At 41.8% G+C, this 19,738-nt stretch carries 21 protein-coding genes; 11 read left to right on the forward strand and 10 right to left on the reverse strand.

Going from position 1 to position 19,738, the window contains the following annotated elements:
- Nucleotides 1–52 precede the first annotated feature (52 nt).
- The gene (locus AACU32_RS25655) at nt 53–904 is read right to left on the reverse strand and encodes a universal stress protein (RefSeq protein ID WP_096608173.1); all 852 of its coding nucleotides are present in this window, start codon (nt 902–904) and stop codon (nt 53–55) included.
- A gap of 920 nt (nt 905–1,824) precedes the next feature.
- Here AACU32_RS25655 and AACU32_RS25660 point away from each other — a divergent pair.
- The 9 genes from AACU32_RS25660 to AACU32_RS25700 all read left to right on the forward strand — a co-directional run bounded on the left by AACU32_RS25660 (nt 1,825) and on the right by AACU32_RS25700 (nt 10,308).
- Nucleotides 1,825–2,445: a COP23 domain-containing protein gene (locus AACU32_RS25660; protein ID WP_096604005.1), complete on the forward strand. Its 621-nt coding sequence runs from the start codon at nt 1,825–1,827 to the stop codon at nt 2,443–2,445.
- A gap of 2 nt (nt 2,446–2,447) precedes the next feature.
- On the forward strand, nt 2,448–3,314 hold the full coding sequence (locus tag AACU32_RS25665; protein WP_339378273.1) for a S1 family peptidase: 867 nt from the start codon (nt 2,448–2,450) through the stop codon (nt 3,312–3,314).
- Nucleotides 3,315–3,622: 308 nt separating this feature from the next.
- The gene (locus tag AACU32_RS25670) at nt 3,623–4,546 is read left to right on the forward strand and encodes a S1 family peptidase (RefSeq protein WP_096604007.1); all 924 of its coding nucleotides are present in this window, start codon (nt 3,623–3,625) and stop codon (nt 4,544–4,546) included.
- A gap of 76 nt (nt 4,547–4,622) precedes the next feature.
- On the forward strand, nt 4,623–6,134 hold the full coding sequence (locus tag AACU32_RS25675; protein ID WP_096604008.1) for a hypothetical protein: 1,512 nt from the start codon (nt 4,623–4,625) through the stop codon (nt 6,132–6,134).
- A 124-nt stretch (nt 6,135–6,258) separates the two neighbouring features.
- Entirely contained in the window at nt 6,259–6,834 is a 576-nt protein-coding gene (locus AACU32_RS25680) for a transposase (RefSeq protein WP_096604009.1), read from the forward strand.
- Between the two features lie 126 nt (nt 6,835–6,960).
- Entirely contained in the window at nt 6,961–7,719 is a 759-nt protein-coding gene (locus AACU32_RS25685; RefSeq protein ID WP_096604010.1) for a DsbA family protein, read from the forward strand.
- A 324-nt stretch (nt 7,720–8,043) separates the two neighbouring features.
- Nucleotides 8,044–8,751, forward strand: coding sequence for a CAP domain-containing protein (locus AACU32_RS25690; protein WP_096604011.1), 708 nt, complete (start codon nt 8,044–8,046; stop codon nt 8,749–8,751).
- Nucleotides 8,752–8,803: 52 nt separating this feature from the next.
- Nucleotides 8,804–9,367 (forward strand): CAP domain-containing protein, encoded by a 564-nt coding sequence (locus AACU32_RS25695; RefSeq protein WP_096604012.1) that lies wholly within the window; start codon nt 8,804–8,806, stop codon nt 9,365–9,367.
- A 98-nt stretch (nt 9,368–9,465) separates the two neighbouring features.
- Nucleotides 9,466–10,308 (forward strand): alpha/beta fold hydrolase, encoded by an 843-nt coding sequence (locus AACU32_RS25700; protein ID WP_096608174.1) that lies wholly within the window; start codon nt 9,466–9,468, stop codon nt 10,306–10,308.
- Nucleotides 10,309–10,420: 112 nt separating this feature from the next.
- Here the strand turns inward: AACU32_RS25700 and AACU32_RS25705 are convergent, their stop codons facing one another.
- The 6 genes from AACU32_RS25705 to carA all read right to left on the reverse strand — a co-directional run bounded on the left by AACU32_RS25705 (nt 10,421) and on the right by carA (nt 14,651).
- The gene (locus tag AACU32_RS25705) at nt 10,421–10,723 is read right to left on the reverse strand and encodes a DUF1816 domain-containing protein (RefSeq protein WP_096604013.1); all 303 of its coding nucleotides are present in this window, start codon (nt 10,721–10,723) and stop codon (nt 10,421–10,423) included.
- A gap of 74 nt (nt 10,724–10,797) precedes the next feature.
- Complete coding sequence (rlmB, locus tag AACU32_RS25710; RefSeq protein ID WP_096604014.1) at nt 10,798–11,856, reverse strand: 23S rRNA (guanosine(2251)-2'-O)-methyltransferase RlmB; 1,059 nt, start codon at nt 11,854–11,856, stop codon at nt 10,798–10,800.
- A gap of 97 nt (nt 11,857–11,953) precedes the next feature.
- Nucleotides 11,954–12,433 (reverse strand): Mini-ribonuclease 3, encoded by a 480-nt coding sequence (locus AACU32_RS25715; protein WP_096604015.1) that lies wholly within the window; start codon nt 12,431–12,433, stop codon nt 11,954–11,956.
- A gap of 453 nt (nt 12,434–12,886) precedes the next feature.
- A complete protein-coding gene (locus AACU32_RS25720) occupies nt 12,887–13,231 on the reverse strand; it encodes an anti-sigma factor antagonist (protein WP_096608175.1) in 345 nt (114 codons plus the stop codon).
- Between the two features lie 34 nt (nt 13,232–13,265).
- Nucleotides 13,266–13,397 carry a hypothetical protein gene (locus AACU32_RS25725; protein WP_339378274.1) on the reverse strand — a complete coding sequence of 44 codons (132 nt, stop codon included), beginning with the start codon at nt 13,395–13,397 and terminating at the stop codon, nt 13,266–13,268.
- A gap of 87 nt (nt 13,398–13,484) precedes the next feature.
- Complete coding sequence (carA, locus tag AACU32_RS25730; RefSeq protein WP_096604016.1) at nt 13,485–14,651, reverse strand: glutamine-hydrolyzing carbamoyl-phosphate synthase small subunit; 1,167 nt, start codon at nt 14,649–14,651, stop codon at nt 13,485–13,487.
- A 324-nt stretch (nt 14,652–14,975) separates the two neighbouring features.
- Between carA and AACU32_RS25735 the strand changes: the two genes are divergently transcribed.
- On the forward strand, nt 14,976–16,028 hold the full coding sequence (locus AACU32_RS25735) for a retroviral-like aspartic protease family protein (RefSeq protein ID WP_096604017.1): 1,053 nt from the start codon (nt 14,976–14,978) through the stop codon (nt 16,026–16,028).
- Here the strand turns inward: AACU32_RS25735 and trpD are convergent.
- A complete protein-coding gene (gene trpD, locus AACU32_RS25740) occupies nt 15,958–17,025 on the reverse strand; it encodes an anthranilate phosphoribosyltransferase (RefSeq protein ID WP_096604018.1) in 1,068 nt (355 codons plus the stop codon). The genes AACU32_RS25735 and trpD overlap by 71 nt on opposite strands.
- Before the next feature lie 251 nt (nt 17,026–17,276).
- On the reverse strand, nt 17,277–18,092 hold the full coding sequence (locus AACU32_RS25745) for a DNA adenine methylase (RefSeq protein WP_096604019.1): 816 nt from the start codon (nt 18,090–18,092) through the stop codon (nt 17,277–17,279).
- Nucleotides 18,093–18,305: 213 nt separating this feature from the next.
- Between AACU32_RS25745 and AACU32_RS25750 the strand changes: the two genes are divergently transcribed.
- Nucleotides 18,306–18,485: a high light inducible protein gene (locus AACU32_RS25750; protein WP_096608176.1), complete on the forward strand. Its 180-nt coding sequence runs from the start codon at nt 18,306–18,308 to the stop codon at nt 18,483–18,485.
- A gap of 480 nt (nt 18,486–18,965) precedes the next feature.
- On the opposite strand, the gene AACU32_RS25755 is transcribed toward AACU32_RS25750, so the two are convergent.
- Nucleotides 18,966–19,493, reverse strand: coding sequence for a hypothetical protein (locus AACU32_RS25755; RefSeq protein ID WP_339378275.1), 528 nt, complete (start codon nt 19,491–19,493; stop codon nt 18,966–18,968).
- Between the last annotated feature and the right edge of the window lie 245 nt (nt 19,494–19,738).

The following is a 19,738-nucleotide window of genomic DNA, read 5'->3' on the forward strand; positions in this document are numbered from 1 at the left end:
ACACCTGTGGTGCAGGGGTTTTTGTTTATCAACCGCTAAATTTATTGTGACCTTAACTAGTAGTTCGTGCCAACAGCACAGGACAAGTAGCATTGACTCGAACATAGTCAGACAAAGAAGCGCCAATCAACCGATCTATATCGACAAAACTCTTAGCTACCGATGGACGGCGATCTGGAGAACCTAGCAACAATAAATCTACGCTTAACTCGTCTGCTAAACGACAGATTTCTTCCCCTGGTTTACCAGTGCTGGTGAAACAACGCGCTTTCACCCCTTGTCTTTCGGCTTCTGCAACTGCTGCTGCTAAAACTGAATTTTTCTCTGGGGTAATTTCGTTTACTTCCGATGATTTGCCACGCAAATCTGTATTAACATTAGTTAAAATCAATTGACCGCCAGGGATATCTCGTAGCAAGAACAAAGCCAAACGCAAGCAATGTTTTGCCGAATCAGAATTATCCATCGCCACCATAACGCGGTTAATTCTTTTCACATAAATGTCATCTTTTACCAGCAACATCGGACGAGATGACAGTTGAAATACATACTGGCTAACTGAGTTCGATAAAATCGATTGCAGTCGCTTGAGTCCCCGTGAACCCATGATAATCAAGTCAGCATCAATTTCATCAGCTACCTGACAAACCACATCTTTGGGATCGCCTTGGCGCAAGATTGAAGATACTTGGCTAGGATCTAAGTTCAAAATCTGAATTGCATTAGCCAGAATCTTACCACCTTCTTCCCACTTGTCAGTCATAGCAGAAGCGCTAGATTTAGCATTAACTACATGCAATACTGTAACTTTTGCACTTTGAATTGATGGCACTTCTTTCAATGCTTTGAGCATCTCTTCCGCATGTCCCAATCCAGATACAGCCAGCAAAATTTTCTCTATCATCATACGTCTTGTTGTTAAGATTGCTTTGGTTTCTGCTCTTGGTGATTTGGCTCAGCTAGGCTTTTTAGCAGCTTGCTGAATAACCTAGTAAGTTTTCCGCACTCATCAGATCACAGCCAATCATCCACACTATTATTCCTCTGGAATGCGAATATGGACTTTACACTTGGGATTGTGATGTTTGTTTGCGCTTCAGTTACGTAAGTTCTTAACTAGGCTCCAATTATTAAGCTTACTCTCAATTTAGCCTGATATATTTACTAAAATAAGATGCTATTTATTATTTTTAATCTATGTTAACTTTTATTCATTAGAACGATAGTTAAGTATTGCAAAGATGCTCTACAATAAGTAACTAAGTTCTAGCATTTTTATGCTATATGCAGAAATTTGCAATAATTTATGAGACTCATAAGTTATTTTTTTATAATTTTTTCTGGTTTACTCTCATAAAAAATTGCTATGCAAGTCAACAATATTTTTTAGCACTTACACAACTTGCTTACTAACTCAAGGCTAGGGTTGTCAAGAGTCTATAGTTGAGAATTTTTGACAATTGACTATTGAAGCATACAATCAGCTTTAGTTATGTTTGTAAATGCTGTATTTTTACGGTTGACTATTGATTGCCAATTTATAGATGAATGCGGACATTTCTTTGAATTAAAGTTCCAGCTAAAACATGCATAATTACGCTTAATTAGCGATCGCCTACCAGTGCGATCGCTTTTTTAGTGGATATACTGAAGAATTTTACAAAACTAGCGTAAATAATTACTTATTATACAACATTTAAATTTAAGATGAAGATTCCCGATAGCTTGATTGGAAACGTTATAGCTAGCTGGCATAAGGGAAGAATCTGATTAGGATAATCAACCGATGTATCTGTTTCCAATTATTAGGATTTGAGCATCACCATGAAATTGCAATTACTAACAACTATTCTGAGTAAATCCGAGTTAACCAAGTGTGTTCTTGTAAGTTTTCTCGCTTGTGGTGCAATCATCACCCTCGATCAACCAAGTCAAGCTCAAAGCACAAGTTTTTACTGTGGTGCTAGCGAAGGTGTTCCATCAACCTTAGCCAATACTCCACGGGGTACGGTGGTGATAGTTCGCTGGGTTTCTAAGCACTTCTCAGGTGCGGGATATAATCCGCAAAAACGCTGTGAGGAAGTTTCTGCAAGATTTCAAAAGCATTATGAACAAGGTAATCTCAACTTCATTACCGCTGCTTATTTAAATAATCAACCTGCAATTTGCGCTGGAAATGGAGGTGCTCCTTGCACTTCAGAAAAATTGCTATTCACCCTCAAACCCGGACAGAATGCAGCCCGTACTATTCAACAACTATTTAACCTTCGTTCTGGTGCAGCTGGGCCACTTTACGAAAGCACAAATGCATCCGAAGCCGACTCTGTAGTTGATATAAATAAGTTCTTGCAAGAAGCTCAAGTTGTCAATAATGGGGCTGTACCAACGGATACACCTGCAAGTCAGCCAAATTCCCCGGCTAGTAGTGGTGGTTTGGCTTGGTAAGTGTGGGGATAAATTGGCGATCGCTGTTTGTGATTGTCTGTATTAGCTGTTGGTTAATTGATCGGCCTGTAGAGGCGCTGGGTGTGAATCTTTTTGCATCAATTCCCCAAATACCGGAATTATCAACAACACAACTTAACGAAATTGCCAAATCAATTACAGTCAAAGTCTTTGCTGGCGAAACATCTGGTTCAGGAATTTTGATTCATCGCCAAGGGCGAGTTTACACCGTTCTCACTAACGAACACGTACTTACACCAGGTGACGGTAAGCAATATCGAATTCAAACTCCTGATGGTCAAATTTATCCAGCGGCTTTGTCAAGAGTAGGTGAGTTTGACAGCAATGATTTGGGCTTGTTGCAGTTCACTAGTCGCGGGGAAATTTATGCGATCGCCTCTTTCAATAGTTCCTCACAGTTATGTCCAGGAGATGCAGCCTTTGCGAGTGGGTTTCCCTTTGGTTCACCGGGATTTGTCTTCACAACGGGACAAGTTTCTCTCATCCTCCCCCAAGCCTTCGCGGGAGGCTATCAAATTGGCTACACCAACGATATTCGCAAGGGTATGAGTGGCGGGCCAGTCCTCAATTCTCAAGGCCAATTAGTCGGTATTAATGGACAACACGCCTATCCTCTGTGGGGAAATCCTTATGTCTTTGAGGATGGTTCTGTACCTAATGAGGTGCAATACCAGCAAATGATCCAACTGAGTTGGGCTGTTCCTGTGGAGATTTTTGTACAGCACACCAAAGGGTTGATTAGCAAGCAGATTACAGCAGATTGTAGACGCAACCAGCCGACAACTGAGCCTGTGATTTTTCAGCCTCAGCTACCGCCTGCTCCGTCACCTGCAAATTGGCTTTGGTAGGGAAACGGGTTGGGTTCGGGAGGGTTCGGGAGGCTTCGGGAGGGTTCGGGAGGGTTCGGGAGGGCGGGGAGACCCATACGTGTCAACTTAACGTGAAACCCAAGCTATTGAGAGATCTCTCAAGTACCATCACGATCCACGTTACCCCACCCCGGCTTTGCTGACGCAAAACCTCCCCTCCCCTTGGCAAGGGGAGGGGATTGAGGGGTGGGGTAAACGTCTGTGGGATAAGTGTTTGAGCTTAAGTTGACATCAATGGGGGAGACCCCGCCCCTACAAAGGGGAAATTATTATTTAGAGGTGGAATTATGAGATTTTACGAAGGATTACCCGGTTTACTTGCGGGGACTGCGATCGCCAGTGCGATTGTTATTACTCAACCTTTAGCTGCTAAGGCGCTTACTGGTGAAGAAGTTAACAATATTGCCCGTGAAGTTACGGTTTTAATTAAAAGCGATAATGGGCATGGTTCTGGGGTCATTGTCGCTAAAGATAGCAAGACTTACTATGTATTGACTGCATACCATGTAGTTAAAAATCAGGCTAATTACAACATTGTCACCCATGACAAACAAGGCTACCAACTTGATTACAGTAAGGTGAAACCTTTACCAGGAGTAGATTTGGCAGTTGTGGAGTTTAGCAGCGACAAAGATTACAGAACTGCGAAACTAGCCAATTCGGAAACAGTGAGTGAAGGTAAAGCCGTATTCGTTTCTGGATGGCCGCGTTTAGCAACGGTCGGAAAAGAAGCTGGTGGGCAACTTATCCGTCAATTTACTGATGGGCGGGTATCAGGATTTTTGCCTCAATCGTTACAAGGCTACAAAATGATTTATACCAATACCACCCTGGCGGGGATGAGTGGGGGGCCTGTTTTAGATGCGGGTGGACGGGTGATTGGGATTCATGGCTTGGGTGATACAGAAGATCCCGCAAGATTACAACAAGAGGGATTAAGTGAGGAAGCGGCTAATAGTATCGCAGGATTAATTAAGCCTGGATTTAACTATGCTATCCCCATCAATACCTTTTTAAGTACTGCACCACAAGCGGGGATTTATTTAGGTTTGCAAGTCGAAAATTCCCCTGCTGGTGAATTAGGTGCGCCTTATGTAGCCAGCGCCCAACCAGATAAACGCGACACCATTGACAACATTAATGATGTTTTAAATACAGTTGGTAAAGCGACAAACGTGATTAACGGCGTTCGTGGGTTGTTTGGGTTCTAGATTTTTTAGGGATGCGATCGCTTGTTTTTGGGATGAGCGATCGCGCAATTTTTCATGATTTTTCGTGAGGTGCATCATGCGTCAGATGAGATTATTTTTCATTGGGTTAGTTACTTTTTTTGCGGTTATTAGTAGTACGTTTTGGAAAAGAGCGATCGCTGTTTCTTTATGCGGTGTTTTAGGTGCTAATTCTCCGGCTTGTTATTTGGTGAGTGATGGTCGGGTTGCTGCGGGGGAACCTTGGGCGGGGAGACCCCGCCCCTACGGGACAACGTTGGTGGCGCAAGGTGTTGATATTTTTAGTAATGATGGTGGGGGGAATTCGGTACCGACGCAAAATGATATTTTTAGTAATCCTCAGCCTATAAAATCTCCTGAAACCGATAATAATCAACGAAATCAAACTTTACCATCATTGAATCCATCAGTTCAATCCATTCGTAATGAATATAAATCACCTATATATGTTTATTATGTTAATGGTATCAGAACAGATAATACAGGCTATGCAGACGATGTTAATCTAATATCATCTCGCTTACTTAATGAAATTGTAGATCCACCTCGAATTGATGTACCTACACATAATCCAACTGGTACAATTTTACTGACAGATAGTCTGATTACCAGAATTTGGAAAAGTGGATTTGGTGACTTCTTTGAATCTCTTAGACAAATTCTAGATGCCCCACGTCCTGATAGTGAAGTTATTACAAATAAAATTATTGAAGCCATAAAAAAAAGGGATAAAGAGAAAAGTGACGAAGCAAAAAAATCTTGTGAAGATAAAAAACATGCAAAATTTGTAATAATTGGTCATTCTCAAGGTAATTTTTTTCTGCAAGATATAGCTCAAAAATTACCACAAGAGTTTGCAGATAGAACTGTTTTATTAAGTTTTGCATCATTTACCCATTTTGGTAGGATATCCGAACGAATAAGAACTTTTTACCCGTTACTACGTCCAGATGATTTTCCGGCATTGAGTAATGGTGTATTAAATTTGGTAAATACTCCTGCTGGTACTCCTAATTTACCCTCATTACCAACTTTGATAAGTTATCAAAATCATCCATCATTTACTGGTACTAACGGATTAAATGTCAAGCTTGGTCAAGCCTTTGATTCTCATAGCTTAAAAAATTACTTAGGTGAACCAACAAACTCTGATTACGCAGTTGTTGCTCAACGCTCTTTAGAAATGGCAAGAGTAAATCTTACTGCTTTATTAAACTTTGACTCTGGTAAGTATGATAAAAAGACAGATTGTTCATCCACTGCAAATCAAACTCCTCAAACCCAACTATCTTTATCAAACACTTTACCAGCTAAAAATTGTAAAGTTCCTAAGGAGTTCTTTAAAGATAAAAGAGTTGTTAGAGGTATAAGACTAGATGACTATATATGTGTAATTAAAAGTCCTGTTATGACTAAAGACGGTTTTGTAGATGGTAATACTGCTTGTGGAGTATGTGATATATGGGGTAATTATGGAATGCCACCAACCAAATCATCATGTAATTCTAGACAAATAGATCCCGATCGTTCTAATGAAGTTCCAACGTGTCCTGAAAATTGGGGTGGCTGAAATTATTACAAATTATTGATTCCCGTAGGGGCGGGGTCTCCCCGCCCTCTTTTCGCCCACGGTTTGTGCGCCCTCTCCCTACCCATTCATCATCCACATCCCCATAACATACACCCAATGCACCGTGAAATATAACCCCAAGATTCACCATCGCCAATCAATTCGCTTGGGGGGATACGACTATTCACAACCAGGCGCATACTTTATCACCATTTGCACCCAACACCATGAATGTTGTTTAGGCGAAATCATCAATGGGGAGATGAAACTTACAATTAGAGGTGCGATCGCCTTTCGGTTGTGGTTGGAAATTCCCGATCATTTTCCCAATGTTGAATTAGATGAATTTATCATCATGCCCAATCATCTTCACGGAATTATTGTGATTACTGATAATTTTACAGATGGATTGTATGAAGATTTGGGTGCCGATATAAAGGGCGGGGAGACCCCGCCCCTACGGCGGCGAAAAACGACGTTGGGACAAATTGTCGCCTATTACAAATACCAAACAACTAAAATTATCAATCAAATTGATTGCACACCGAAAAATCGCGTGTGGCAACGTAATTATTACGATCGCATAATTCGCCATCAAAATACATTACACCTGATCCAACGATACATTATCGCCAACCCCATTCGTTGGGACAAAGATCCAGAAAACCCCCGTAGGGGCGCGGTCTCCGCGCCCTCTTGATTGCGGTCTTTGCGCCCTCTTGACGCGCCCTCATGAGTGATTAAATTTGATTTTGCCCAAAAATGCGATCGCACCCACTCATCTGAGGGAATACTATGAGGATGTTTATTGAGTGAGTGTTTTGATATGCGTCAATTCTTTCGGTATATGCGTACTTGGGTATTCATCAGCTTACTATGTTTGGTTTTAGGCTGGTCACTCCCTGCACAAGCTGCTAGTTCCGTCAGTCCCAAACTAGAACAGCAAATATTACAAGTCCTCCGCGAACACCCGGAGGTAATTATCGAATCTGTCCAAACATACCAACTGCAACAACAACAACAGCTAAAACAAGTACGCCAAGCATTTTTACAGGATTTAAATATAAATCTTCCGTCAGTAATTGGTGAATCTCCCTCTACGGCAGTGGCTCAATCAAAGATTGTGCTGATAGAATTTTCTGACTTTCAATGTCCTTACTGTGCTGAAGCTCATAAAACCCTGAAGCAGTTATTAGCAAAGCACCCAAATGAAGTTACATTAGTTTACAAACATTTGCCTTTAATTGCAATTCATGACCAAGCATTACCGGCGGCTAAAGCAGCTTGGGCTGCAAATCAACAGGGTAAATTTTGGGAATATCATGATGCTTTGTTTGCTAACCAAAAACAACTTGGCGAAGCGTTATATTTAGATACTGCCAAATCTTTGAATCTGGATTTAGAAAAATTTAAAAGCGATGCTTTTGGTGTGAATAATCTTGCCGAAAAAGCAATAGAAAACGATATTCGACTAGCAGAAAAATTGGGCATTGATGGCACACCTTTTTTTGTGATGAATAGTAAAAATTTCTCTGGTGTAGTGCAGTTATCAAATATCGAAAAGATATTAGCGGATGCTAAGTAGATGATGGCAGACCGTAGGGGTTAGGGACTAGGGGCTAGGGGATATTTTGAATTAATTTTCCCCGTGTCTCCGTGTCCCCGTGTCCCTGAGAAGCTCTACTCACTCTTTACGTTTATTGTAAGAAAGGTTACAACATTATGTTGAGTGAGAATTGTATAACGCAGAGGCTTAACGCCGAGTATTGGAGAGTTGTCTGTACTCTTGGGCGTAACTCTGCGCTTTTCTTTCAGAGAATTTAAAGTAAAATTCCCGAAATTTTACTATCTGGTGTTGTATTTAAAATTTATAAATTTTCACCGTATAAATAACCTAGTGAGATAATTTATGAGTCGCGCTGGAATTTGGCTATTTTTACCTCTTACTCTGATAGCTAGCTGTTATCAACAACTGCTACCGAATAAGCAGTCTGTAGCAAAATCGCCCCAATCTATAGTTCAAAAAGCTAGTCCAACTCTGTTAGCTAAGGCCAGTTATCTTTCTCCATTAGAACAACAAGTAATTGATGAAACTAACAAGGTGCGGACAAATCCTAAAGGTTACCTGACTATCTTACAAAACTATAGAAAGCGCTTTCAAGGCAACAAAGTCAAAATTGCTGAGAATACTTATTTGGTGACTCAAGAAGGGGTGAAAGCGGTTGATGAGGCGATCGCATTTCTCAAGTCAGCTCGTCCTGTGGGAGCATTGACTACATCTAAAGGAATGTCTTTAGGTGCTAGAGATCATGTCAAAGACCAAGGCCCCAAAGGTGCAACAGGTCATGATGGTAGTGATGGTAGCAGCCCAGTTACTCGGATTAATCGCTATGGTCAATGGCAAACTACCGCAGGTGAAAATATTAGCTATGGCCCAAACACCGCCCAAGATATCGTCATGCAGTTAATTATTGATGATGGTGTACCCAATCGCGGACATCGCACCAACATTTTTAATGCTTCTTTCAAAGTTGCTGGTGTAGCTTATGGAACTCACAAAAAATATAGAACAATCTGCGTAATTGATTACGCTGGTGGTTATCAAGAAAAATCATGATTTTGTCATTTGTCAGAGATTTTTCCACAATATTTTGGGAATAAATTAAAAAATGCTATCTAGTTTAGAAAGCCAAGTAATCGCAGAAATGAACAAGGTGCGCACAAATCCAACCGCATATCTCCCAGTTTTAGCTAACTGGAAACAGCGCTTCCAAGGTACGCAAGTCAAAATCTCTGATCGGGTTTATTTACAAACTCAAGAAGGAGTCAAAGCTGTTGATGAAGCAATTTCATTTCTGTCTTCGGCTAGTCCTGTAGCAGCTTTGAGTACATCCTCAGGTATGTCTTTGGCGGCTAAAGATCATGCGCAAGACCAAGGAATTACAGGCGCGATGGGTCACTATGGTAGCGATGGTAGCGATCCCTTTACTCGCATCAACCGTTATGGTAAATGGCAAATTACCGCAGCGGAAAACATTAGCTATGGTGTTAATCTAGCCCCAGACATCATTATGCAATTAATTATTGATGATGGCGTGCGCGATCGCGGTCATCGCACAAATATCTTTAACTCTGCTTTTAAAGTCACGGGGGTTGCTTTCGGTAGCCACCCTACATATAAACACATGTGCGTGATTACCTACGCTGGTGGTTATCAAGAAAAATCTGTTTGATGGTTCAGATAATGCCCTGAAATCCTTGCTCCTAGCACTATGTCACAATTAGAAGCGAGATATCAATAATTGCTATGACATTAGGAGAACGGGGAGTGATGGGCGATCGCCATACGGCTGATGCTGTAAAGTTAAATGTCTATGTTCAAGGTCAAGGATTCCCCATCTTGGCTTTACATGGCCATCCTGGTTCCGGTCGGAGTCTTTCTGTGTTTACAAATCACCTATCAAAGCGCTACCAAACTTTCGCCCCAGATTTGCGTGGATATGGCAAAAGTCGCTTTCAGGGAAATTTTGCTATGCAAGACCATTTAAATGACTTAGAAGCTCTTCTAGACCGCTTTGAAATTGAAAAATGTCTAGTATTGGGGTGGTCATTGGGTGGCATTTTGGCGATGGAACTGGCATTACGCTTACCACAACGGGTTACAGGGCTGATTTTGGTGGCTACAGCCGCCAGACCTCGTGGTAACCATCCCCCAATTAGTTGGCAGGATAATGTGTACACTGGTGTGGCGGGAATATTGAACTGTATCAAACCAAGTTGGCAGTGGAATATTGAAACTTTTGGGAAGCGATCGCTGTTTCGTTACCTGATCCAACAACATACACCTACAGCTTACGGTTATCTTGCTAAGGACGCTGTGCCAGCTTATTTACAAACGTCCCCTGCTGCTACTCGTGCCCTTTATACTGCTATACAAGCAGGCTACAACAGACTGACAGATTTATGGCAAATCGAATCTCCCAGTCTGGTACTTGCTGGTGCCCAAGACCGCCACATCACAGTTGATGCTAGTTTAGAAACGGCTCGTCACCTGAATAACTGTCAGTGGCAATCTTACCCCAATACTGCCCATCTTTTCCCTTGGGAAATTCCTGAGCAAGTATTGAGAGATATTGACCACTGGTTAGAAGAACATTCTCCAGAAATTTATTAAAAAATTTTCATCACTATGCATCAAAAAGGGACAAAGGACACAAAAAGGATAAATGAATTTTTCCTATTGGTTCTACCTGGAATCAGCACTTAGTACTGAACTATTGCCTAATTTACATTTGACCGCTAAAGGCAGGCGTTACTTTACGGTCAATCCTTTCCCCCAAGTCTTCGGCAATTGTTAAAGAATCTGGTTTGCAACGCTTCACATTCACGATGATTCCTTGTGCGCCTTCAGTCTCCAAATCTTCTATGTAACCTTTAATTGCTAGATTAGCATCCACAGAGTTCAGAAATGGGCCAAAGTAGTATGTACAACGGGGATTCTGCGTCACAATCTCTACCCACCAAGCCAGGCCTAGATTGTTGGCTGTGTTAATCAACTTTTCCTTGAGATCATCCCAAATGGTTGTCATGGTAGTTGCCAATTGATGAATGAAGTACTGGATATTAAACGATATTTTGCTTTGTGTTTTTGCTTTACATTTCTTTATACTCTGTTATTTTGATTTTTCAAAGAGGTTTTGTGCAATCTATCGAGATAATGTGTGTTTACCAAGCGCTGGCGGTAAATTTCATAAAGCCCCATACCTGCTGCGACTGAAGCATTGAGACTAGGGGTTTTACCCTGTAGAGGGATAGATACTAAGACATCGCAAGAGCGTTGTGTTAACATGCTGAGTCCTTCACCTTCAGAGCCAATCACTAAAACAATCGGACCGCTAAAACTCACCGTATGCAAGGGTTCACTGCCGGTTGCTGCTGTGCCATAAATCCAAAAGCCAGCTTCCTTGAGTTCTTCTAAAGAACGGCCCAGATTAACTACACGAGCAACGGAGAAGTTTTCTAAAGCACCTGCTGCTACTTTTACCACAGTCGAAGTGATCCCGGAAGCCCTTCTTTGCGGGATCACTAAACCTTGTGCGCCGATAGCTTCTGCTGTGCGAATAATTGCACCTAAGTTATGGGGATCAGTAATTCCATCAGCAACGATAATGACTGGATCGCTGACAGATTTTGCCTGTGCAATTAAATCTGGTAATTCAATATAAGAGTAGGGAGCGATTTGCGCGGCTATACCTTGATGATTAGCCCCATGAGTGATTTGGTCTAAGCGCTTTGGTTCTACTTCATCAATGACTGCACCATTATCCTTTGCTTGTAGGATCAAATGATGAAAGCGGGGATCGTAACGTAAACGAGTAGTAATCCAAATGCGGTTGAGACCACGCTGATTTTCTAAAGCACTTAAGACTGGATGACGTCCATAGATAACATCACTTTCTTCTGATGCTTGGTGGATCTCTGAGGCTGGAGAGGGAAAGTGATGATGCTGGCTTGTCCCAACTGTTCCGGGTCTAGCATCTACAGTTCTGGAGTTGCGAACAGGCTTAACTTCTACGGGTCTGGGATTGCGAGTAGGCTTACCTTCTGCGGGTCTGGGATTACGAATAGGATTAGCAAGAACACGCTTACCCTTGACTTTCACAGGTAGGCCGCGATTTGGTTCGCCAGCAGTCTTGATTTTTCTGGGTTTATCAGATGACATAGGAGTATTTGCTATTACTTATTAGGTGGGCATACTGTTTACTGAGCTTACCGAAGCTCACTCCAGTTGATTTTGCTTTCGTGAGATTTATTGCCCACTATTTTTCTAGATGGAGTTTTTGCAAGAGTTCGGTTAAGCGGGGGAAGTCTGTGAGATAAAGGTAGCCAATTAAAGTTTCTAGACTCGTTGCTTGCTGGTAAATTTCTGGATCAACCCGTTTAGAGCGTCCGGCGGCAGCATTACGACCCCGTCGGACAATATCTAATTCACTATCCCTCAGATGAGGTCTTAGCGATCGCAAATGTAGCGCCTGTTTTTCTGCTCTTACCTGTGCCACTACCAGACGATGGTAAGTGTCTGGTCGCTGCAATGGCATTAGATAAAACATTCTAACATATAGCTCATAAATTGCATCCCCTACATATGCTAATGCAGCAGGAGAAATTTGTTGCACTTGTGAAACAGAGATTTGTTCGGGTAATTGAAATGTGCTGGCCAAGAGTGATTCAGTCCAAAATGAATTCTGTTTAGCAGCTTCATCTTGTTCATCTAATTGCTCTTCCTCCTTGGGCTTCACAAGTTAATTATTCCTTATTGTGCTATATTTGGCAGGCATTATTGCTCTTGTGTTTAGATACTTAGCATAATCTACACTAACAGAAATTACTGAATAAATCTGATCTTTTTGGAAAAAATTGAAATTTTCAGTTGCAGATTAACTTGTCAGGTTTGTTATTTGTTATCTGTGACAAAGTTGAGGTAGTCCGTTGGCGGGGTTCCCTCATTTAAAGGAACTGCCGTCTGAGCGCCGACTTGCAACGCTCAGACTTTGCGCTTTGTCTTTTGTGTTGACAAATCACACAAGACAAACAACAGTGAGCAGTCCTTTTGGCGGTTTCTTTGATGGCAAGGAACTAAGAATCCCCAGGGTCTGCACCACGAAATGTAGAATTTAGACGCGCCAGCTTGGCTAAAAATTAAGCTATCCAGATAAAGCATCGGATAGCTAGATTGCTTTTTGGTCAAGCAATTAAGATGACTTGATGTTTTCTAGAGCCGCTTCAACATTTGGTTGCAGCGAGAGAAACTTCTCTAAGCGAACAAGCTTGACCGTTTGAGTTACACGGGCATTGGTGACAATTTGCAAGGTGCCGTTGGCGCTTTGAGCGTGCTTGGCTACCTGTACCAAAGCACCTAAGCCAGAGCTATCAACAAAGTCAATTTGCGATAGATCCAAAATAATGTTCTTTGGACCCTCATCAATCTTGCTATCGAGTACCTTGCGAAATGTCGGCTCAGAAAAAGCATCTAATAAACCTGTGAGGCGGAATAGCTGATAGTTATCCCGGGCTTCTCGAGTACCCCTCAGGCTCACAGTTAGATTCAGTGGCTCAGCAATAACTCCCTCCTCATGGTGAAAGTGAACGCTCCAGTATAAATGGTTTTGGTGCAAGTTGTCTAGAACCTGCTGGTTTAGGAAATGGGGCATGGGGCATTGGGTATGGGGCTTCGGCTTCGCTCAGCCACCAGGCATTGGGCATGGGGCATTGGTTATTTGCCTTTATCCTTGTTCCCTAGACCCTAGACCCTAGACCCTAGACCCTAGACCCTAGTCCCTAGTCCCTATTTTATTTAACCCCAGTTGCGGCCAATTGACGTGCTTGTCGCATTGCTTTGACAAATTCCGCAAACAAGTAATCAGCATCGTGAGGGCCAGGACTAGCTTCTGGGTGATATTGTACTGAAAATACAGGCAGAGATTTGTGACGTACCCCAGCAACAGTGCGATCGTTCAAGTTTAGGTGGCTAATTTCCACAACTGCTTCAGGTAAAGAATCTGGGTCAATAGCAAAACTGTGGTTTTGGCTAGTAATTTCTATCCGTTGTTGTAAACCCGCAGGCTGATTCAATCCCCGATGACCAAACTTGAGCTTAAAGGTTTCTGCTCCCAAGGCATGACCCAAAATTTGATGCCCCATACAAATGCCAAAGATGGGTTTTTCAGCGCCTAGCAGTGCTTTGGCAGTTTCAATACCTTCAGTAACTGCGGCTGGGTCACCAGGCCCGTTGGAAAGAAAGATGCCATCAGGATTATATTTGAGAATTTCCTCTGGTGGTGTATTGGCAGGAACAACAATTACTTGGCAACCGTAACTGGCTAGGCGACGCAAGATATTACGTTTCACTCCAAAGTCTAAGGCAACAACGGTGAAGGATTCCCCCGTATTGCTCGCTGTATCCAGGTTAAATTCCCAAGCGGGGATTGTGGGATCTGACCATTGATAAACCGTTGGGGTAGTGACTTCACGCACAAGATTTAGCCCCTGCATACTCGGAGCTGACTGTACCTGCTCTAGCAGATCAGCCTCATCCAAAATAGATGTGGAAATAGCGCCATTCATGGCTCCAAACATCCGAATTTTGCGGGTGAGGGCGCGGGTATCAATGCCGTAAATACCTGGGACTTGGTGCTGTTTCAGGTAGTCAGGTAAGGATTGTGTTGAGCGCCAGTTACTTGGTCGCTGACAAATATTGCGGGCGATCGCACCTCGCACCTGTGGTCTAGCCGATTCTTCATCTTCAGGATTGACCCCAGTGTTACCCAGTTCAGGATAGGTAAAAACAACTATTTGACCGCAGTAGCTGGGATCTGTTAACACTTCCTGATACCCAGTCATGCCAGTGTTAAACACCACTTCCCCAATTGTGGTTCCTGTGGCACCAAAAGACCAACCACGATAAGCAGTTCCATCCGCTAGGACAAGTAGAGCAGGGATTGTGTCAGACAGGGACATAGGCAATCATGATTAGGGTTTAGGGGCTAGGGGAACCAGGGCTAGGAAAATTTATTGTAGTCTCAAGCCCTATTCCTTAGTTTCTAGTCTCGCTATAAGCTGCGAATGTCAATTATCCCATGAGTTTAGAGAATTAAGGTTCTGAAGCTACGTTAATTAAAAATAAAAAACTAAATAATGGTCAATAGTCAGAGGGAACAGTCAACAGTCAACAGTTATTTCTCCTGGAGCTTCCTCTGTCGGCAGCCCCTTTGCCCATTTCCTAACTTTCCAGCCAAAGAGGTAGATTTCCACCCTAAAGGGCAGGTAAAATCAAAGTTAATTATGCTCCAGTCTTTTTTATCTCGTGCAACCCTGGTTGCTCTAACAAGTGCGCTTGCGGTTTTGGGTGTTGCCTGTAGTGAAGAGAAACAGACTACTGCGACTCGCGTCCATGAGCAGCCAACGCCCGTGGACAATTTAGCAGGATCGCCTGTTATCGAAGCTTCCCCATTATCCAGCCCAGAACCACAGCCACAGTCCTCGTCGGTAATTGAACTGAATTCTTTTGAATTAGCGCTAGACAAAGCCGCAGGTGCAATGACAATCAGCCAATCTGCCCAATCACCCGATGATTGGAAGTTGGTGGCGAGTCAGTTCCAGGATGCGATCGCGCTGATGAAAAATGTGCAGCAAGAAAGTCCCAATTTCACGGTCGCTCAAATCAAAATTTCCGAATACGAGCGCCAGATTAAGTATGCCTTAAACAAAGCTAGCCCCAAACCACTACCACCAGTAGCGGCTAAACCCCAAAAGGTAGTAGTGGTTGTTCCGGCGCAAAAAACCACACCCACTTCCAGCCAACCTCTAGCTGTAGTTTTACCAAAACCACAGCCATTAGCAAAATCCATATTACCTCCCACAGAAGCAGTCGCCCAAGAGCAAGAAGATGTCTTTATCGCCCCAATCAAACGCCGGATTGGGGGAACACCGATTATTGATGTTACCTTCAACGGCGATCGCAAATTTGAGATGATTGTGGATACAGGAGCTAGTGGAACTGTAATTACCCAAAACATGGCCGATGCTTTGGGTATAGTACCTGTAGGTAAAACTAAAGCCAACACAGCCAGTTCTAGATCTGTAGAATTTACCATTGGCTATGTTGATTCAATGGCAGCAGCTGGGGTAATGGTGAATAAACTACCAGTAGCGATCGCCGGATCAGACCTAGAAACAGGACTGCTTGGCCACGACTTTTTCGGCAATTACGATGTCACCATCAAACGCAATGTCGTGGAATTTCGCCCGCAATCGCACGCGGAAATCAATTCTGTAGAAACTGGACTAACTCCTCCAACTTTACCCAAGGAGCGCCACTATCTAGGATATCCTTAGCCAGCTTAATACCTTGGGCATGGTCTAACAACGGGATCGCACCTGCTACTTGTAGCGCCAATGAAGCATTTAACGCCACAGCATCCTGTTGCGCCTTAGTTCCTTTGCCTTGTAGTACGGCTTTCAGAATCTCCGCATTTTCTTGGACATTTCCACCTCTGAGCGTGCCTATTGTTGCAGGCGTTAAACCCACCTCTTCAGGATTAACAGTAGTTAACTGCACTTCGCCATCAGATAGCACGGCTAAATCGGTTACATCTCCTAACCCCGCTTCATCAAGTTTTTCTCGACCATGTACAACTATCGCCTTTTGCTTACCCAAATTTTGTAAAGCATAGGCAACAGTTGCCAAAAGTTTAGGAGTAAATAACCCTACCACTTGCCCAGTCGGATTTAAAGGATTCACCAAAGGCCCAAGTAAGTTGAAAACAGTCCTTACCTTGAGAGTCCGCCGCAAAGTCGCCACAGACTTGAGTGCGGGATGCCAACCAGGGGCAAACAGAAAAGTGATACCCACTTCTTTAACTGCGGCTTGGACTTTTTCGCTAGAAGCACTAAGATTTACACCCAAAGCTTCTAAAACATCCGCACTTCCTGTTAGACTTGATGCCGAACGATTACCGTGTTTAGCAACAGGTACACCATAGGCAGCAGCCACAAAAGCCACTGCTGTAGAAATATTAAAAGTTGATGAACCATCTCCACCAGTGCCACAGGTATCGATGAGAGTGCTGAATTCTGAGTTCTGAGTTCCCTGAAAGGAAGATTGAGACTGTAGCACTTGTGCCATCCCAGTCAACTCGTCAGCCGAAATGCCTTTAAAGTTCAGTGCTGTTAAAATTGCTCCCGATAATTCTGGGGGAACAGATTCACTTAGCCAACCTTGCATCAATTCTGCTGATTGATTGCGGGATAAAGATTCACCATCGATTAATTGTTGCAGCAGGAGATACCAGCTAGGTGAAGTTTCTGGCGTGGAGATGGGGGAAGTTGTCATAAAATTCTGTTTGTGTGTGGTCGGCTCTGGGAGTTATCCTACCGGAAAATGGGAAACTGTTCGTAGTAAGGATTTTAGAGCGTGTTTTTAAACTACTCGTTTAGCCTTCTAAATTTCTCGATCCCCCTAAATCCCCCTTGAAAAGGGGGATTTTAAGACTTTTTTTGCCCCCCTTTTTAAGGGGGGTTGGGGGGATCTAATACATTGAAAACACACCATAGTCCTTATATATTTGAGGACTGAAGTCCTCACTACGAGAAAATTTGATAGTTAGTAATAAATAATTCTTTTCCTTTGGCAGCATTACTCTGTTTATAGTTATTCATCCCATACTGCAATTCCCACTCGGAAATATTCGCCCAATTAAAATTTTCCCGAATTTGTGGCGAATTGTCGTAAGTGATTAACCATTGGTGATGGCATTGTTTCAATAATTCCGCAAATTTCTGATGTTCAAATGAGGTATGTAAGTTACCGTCTATTCCATAAAGTTTAGATTTAGTAGCAATAAAATAAGGCGGATCTAAAAATAGAAATACCTTCTCGCCTGCTGAATTTAGTAATTCACTATAATCTAAATTAGTAATTAAAATATCTTTTGATAAAATACTGCCTAATTTTTCTAGACGGTCTATTGATGAATTCGTAAAGCGCTTATGAAAAGCTTCCTGGGAAAAACCACCAGATTCTACAGTTCCCGAAAATGTAATTCTATTCAGGACGAAAAAGCGGACTGCTCTTTCCAAATCAGATAATTTATTGATATCTACATTGGTTAATTCTCTAAATAGTAATTTACCATCTGTATATTCCTTTTTTATCCGACGAATTTCAGCAACTAGTTGAGATATATCAGATTGGGCGAATTTCCAAAATAGAAATAACTCACAGTTTAAATCATTAATCCAAATTTTTAAATGAGGAAATTTTTGCTTTAAATAAATAAATACAGAACCACCACCTACAAAAGGTTCTCTAAATTCCGAAAAAGTTTCTGGTAAGTATTCAATTATTTGCTTGATTGCTTTTGATTTACCGCCGGGATAACGGAGTGGACTTTTGAGCATGATTTTCTGGCGATCGCAAAAATCTTATTTTAAGTATAAAAATTGTCATTTATCCGGTAAACCATAAAAACTTCTGATGCAAAACCTCTATGGGTGAGTGCTAAATACATTTATCCTACTTTTGTCAAGAATATGTTGCATTTCGATAAAAATCTGTTACATTACTTTACAGCAGTCACAACTGTTACCACACAAAAGCTCGGAGTCTTATTTATGGCAGGCGCTAAGAATACTACACCTACAGTTTCTGAAGACCCTAACGCTTTACGCTGGGGCTTCACTCCTCAGAGCGAAAACTGGAACGGTCGTTTTGCAATGATTGGTTTTGTATCTGTGATTCTAGTGGAAATTTTTTCAGGCCAAGGAGTTTTACACTTCTGGGGTATCCTCTAGATTGCACTTGGCTTGATGTTCTCTGAAGACGGCGATATGTAGAATTGTCTGGCTTCTGTTGACCTCAAGACTGATTAGGACTGCGATCGCAGTTGCACTACATTAAGATAAATATCATTCTTCCGATATTGGTAGGAAATGCAAGCTTTTGCATTTTTTCCTCTAAAGCAAAGCTGAACACTTAATGTTCAGCTTTGCCTTTCTTCTATCTGGATATTTTTCTGCAAATTTCGCTGAATTTGATAGTTAGTAATGAATAACTCTTTTCCTTTGGCAGCATTACTCTGTTTATAGTTATTCATTCATTCATTCCATACTGCAATTCCTACTCGGAGATATCAGCCTAATTAAAATTTACTCTAATTTGAGGCTAATTGTTGTAATTTATTAACATTAGTCATGGCATTTTTTCAAAAATTCAGCAAATTGCTGATATTCAAAAGAGAAATAATTTTTATTTATAGTATTTAATTAAATTAATTAAATTCCTGATTTTCTCCGCTTTAGTATGAGCAAATTAGGAGGACTACCATACAATAAATCACCATTTGTAATGACATACTTTATAGGAATTTTTGGATTGTTGATATCTTTCCCTCCATTGGCATACCATTTATTTTCCCAAAGTGTATAAAAAGATTCTAAATGAATTGGTCGTAAGCGATAAATGGACTGGATCTCAATGTTTTTGTAAATAGCAAAAATCCAATCTACTTTACGGTATTTATTAATGATGACAGGGTTCATGTGATGATGAGTTGAGAACCCTCTTGTAAGTTCAATATTGACAGATTTTAATTCGTACTCATTACCATCCTGATCTACAGCATCATTACCTTCCCGTCCTGGAATGACAGTTAATCCAAGCAGCAGCAAGACCTGCAATAATTTACCACCATTATCTTGAAAAATATCGCTAATTCCGTGCTTAGATGCCAGATTCTGATACTGTTTTATGACAGGAAATAATTCTTCCAGTAGCTGAAGGTCAGAATGAGGTTGCAACAATTCTCTTTTCTCCTAGCAAATCCGCAGGATGGAGTTCAAATACTTTATGGTGTAAGGAGTCGTGTAAAAATAAGTTGAACAATTTAATATTTGTAGTGCGGGCATCTTGCCCGCGCGAGCAAGATGCTCGCACTACTTATTTTTACTTGATGCCTAACGTTTCAAGCTCTGCCGAAATCTCTAATGAAATACTACTCACCTCTTGTACCATGTGCAGATTACGGACAAGCAATTATATTGTTTTA

The sequence above is a fragment of the Calothrix sp. NIES-2100 genome (genome assembly GCF_963875285.1).
Lineage (GTDB): Bacteria > Cyanobacteriota > Cyanobacteriia > Cyanobacteriales > Nostocaceae > Aulosira.

Coding starts and splice junctions, on each gene's coding strand:
- AACU32_RS25655 (WP_096608173.1), bottom strand. CDS start 904: ATGATAGAGAAAATTTTGCTGGCTGTATCTGGATTGGGACATGCGGAA.
- AACU32_RS25660 (WP_096604005.1), top strand. CDS start 1,825: ATGAAATTGCAATTACTAACAACTATTCTGAGTAAATCCGAGTTAACC.
- AACU32_RS25670 (WP_096604007.1), top strand. CDS start 3,623: ATGAGATTTTACGAAGGATTACCCGGTTTACTTGCGGGGACTGCGATC.
- AACU32_RS25675 (WP_096604008.1), top strand. CDS start 4,623: ATGCGTCAGATGAGATTATTTTTCATTGGGTTAGTTACTTTTTTTGCG.
- AACU32_RS25685 (WP_096604010.1), top strand. CDS start 6,961: ATGCGTCAATTCTTTCGGTATATGCGTACTTGGGTATTCATCAGCTTA.
- AACU32_RS25690 (WP_096604011.1), top strand. CDS start 8,044: ATGAGTCGCGCTGGAATTTGGCTATTTTTACCTCTTACTCTGATAGCT.
- AACU32_RS25695 (WP_096604012.1), top strand. CDS start 8,804: ATGCTATCTAGTTTAGAAAGCCAAGTAATCGCAGAAATGAACAAGGTG.
- AACU32_RS25700 (WP_096608174.1), top strand. CDS start 9,466: ATGGGCGATCGCCATACGGCTGATGCTGTAAAGTTAAATGTCTATGTT.
- AACU32_RS25705 (WP_096604013.1), bottom strand. CDS start 10,723: ATGACAACCATTTGGGATGATCTCAAGGAAAAGTTGATTAACACAGCC.
- rlmB (WP_096604014.1), bottom strand. CDS start 11,856: ATGTCATCTGATAAACCCAGAAAAATCAAGACTGCTGGCGAACCAAAT.
- AACU32_RS25725 (WP_339378274.1), bottom strand. CDS start 13,397: ATGCCCAATGCCTGGTGGCTGAGCGAAGCCGAAGCCCCATACCCAATG.
- carA (WP_096604016.1), bottom strand. CDS start 14,651: ATGTCCCTGTCTGACACAATCCCTGCTCTACTTGTCCTAGCGGATGGA.
- AACU32_RS25735 (WP_096604017.1), top strand. CDS start 14,976: ATGCTCCAGTCTTTTTTATCTCGTGCAACCCTGGTTGCTCTAACAAGT.
- trpD (WP_096604018.1), bottom strand. CDS start 17,025: ATGACAACTTCCCCCATCTCCACGCCAGAAACTTCACCTAGCTGGTAT.
- AACU32_RS25745 (WP_096604019.1), bottom strand. CDS start 18,092: ATGCTCAAAAGTCCACTCCGTTATCCCGGCGGTAAATCAAAAGCAATC.
- AACU32_RS25750 (WP_096608176.1), top strand. CDS start 18,306: ATGGCAGGCGCTAAGAATACTACACCTACAGTTTCTGAAGACCCTAAC.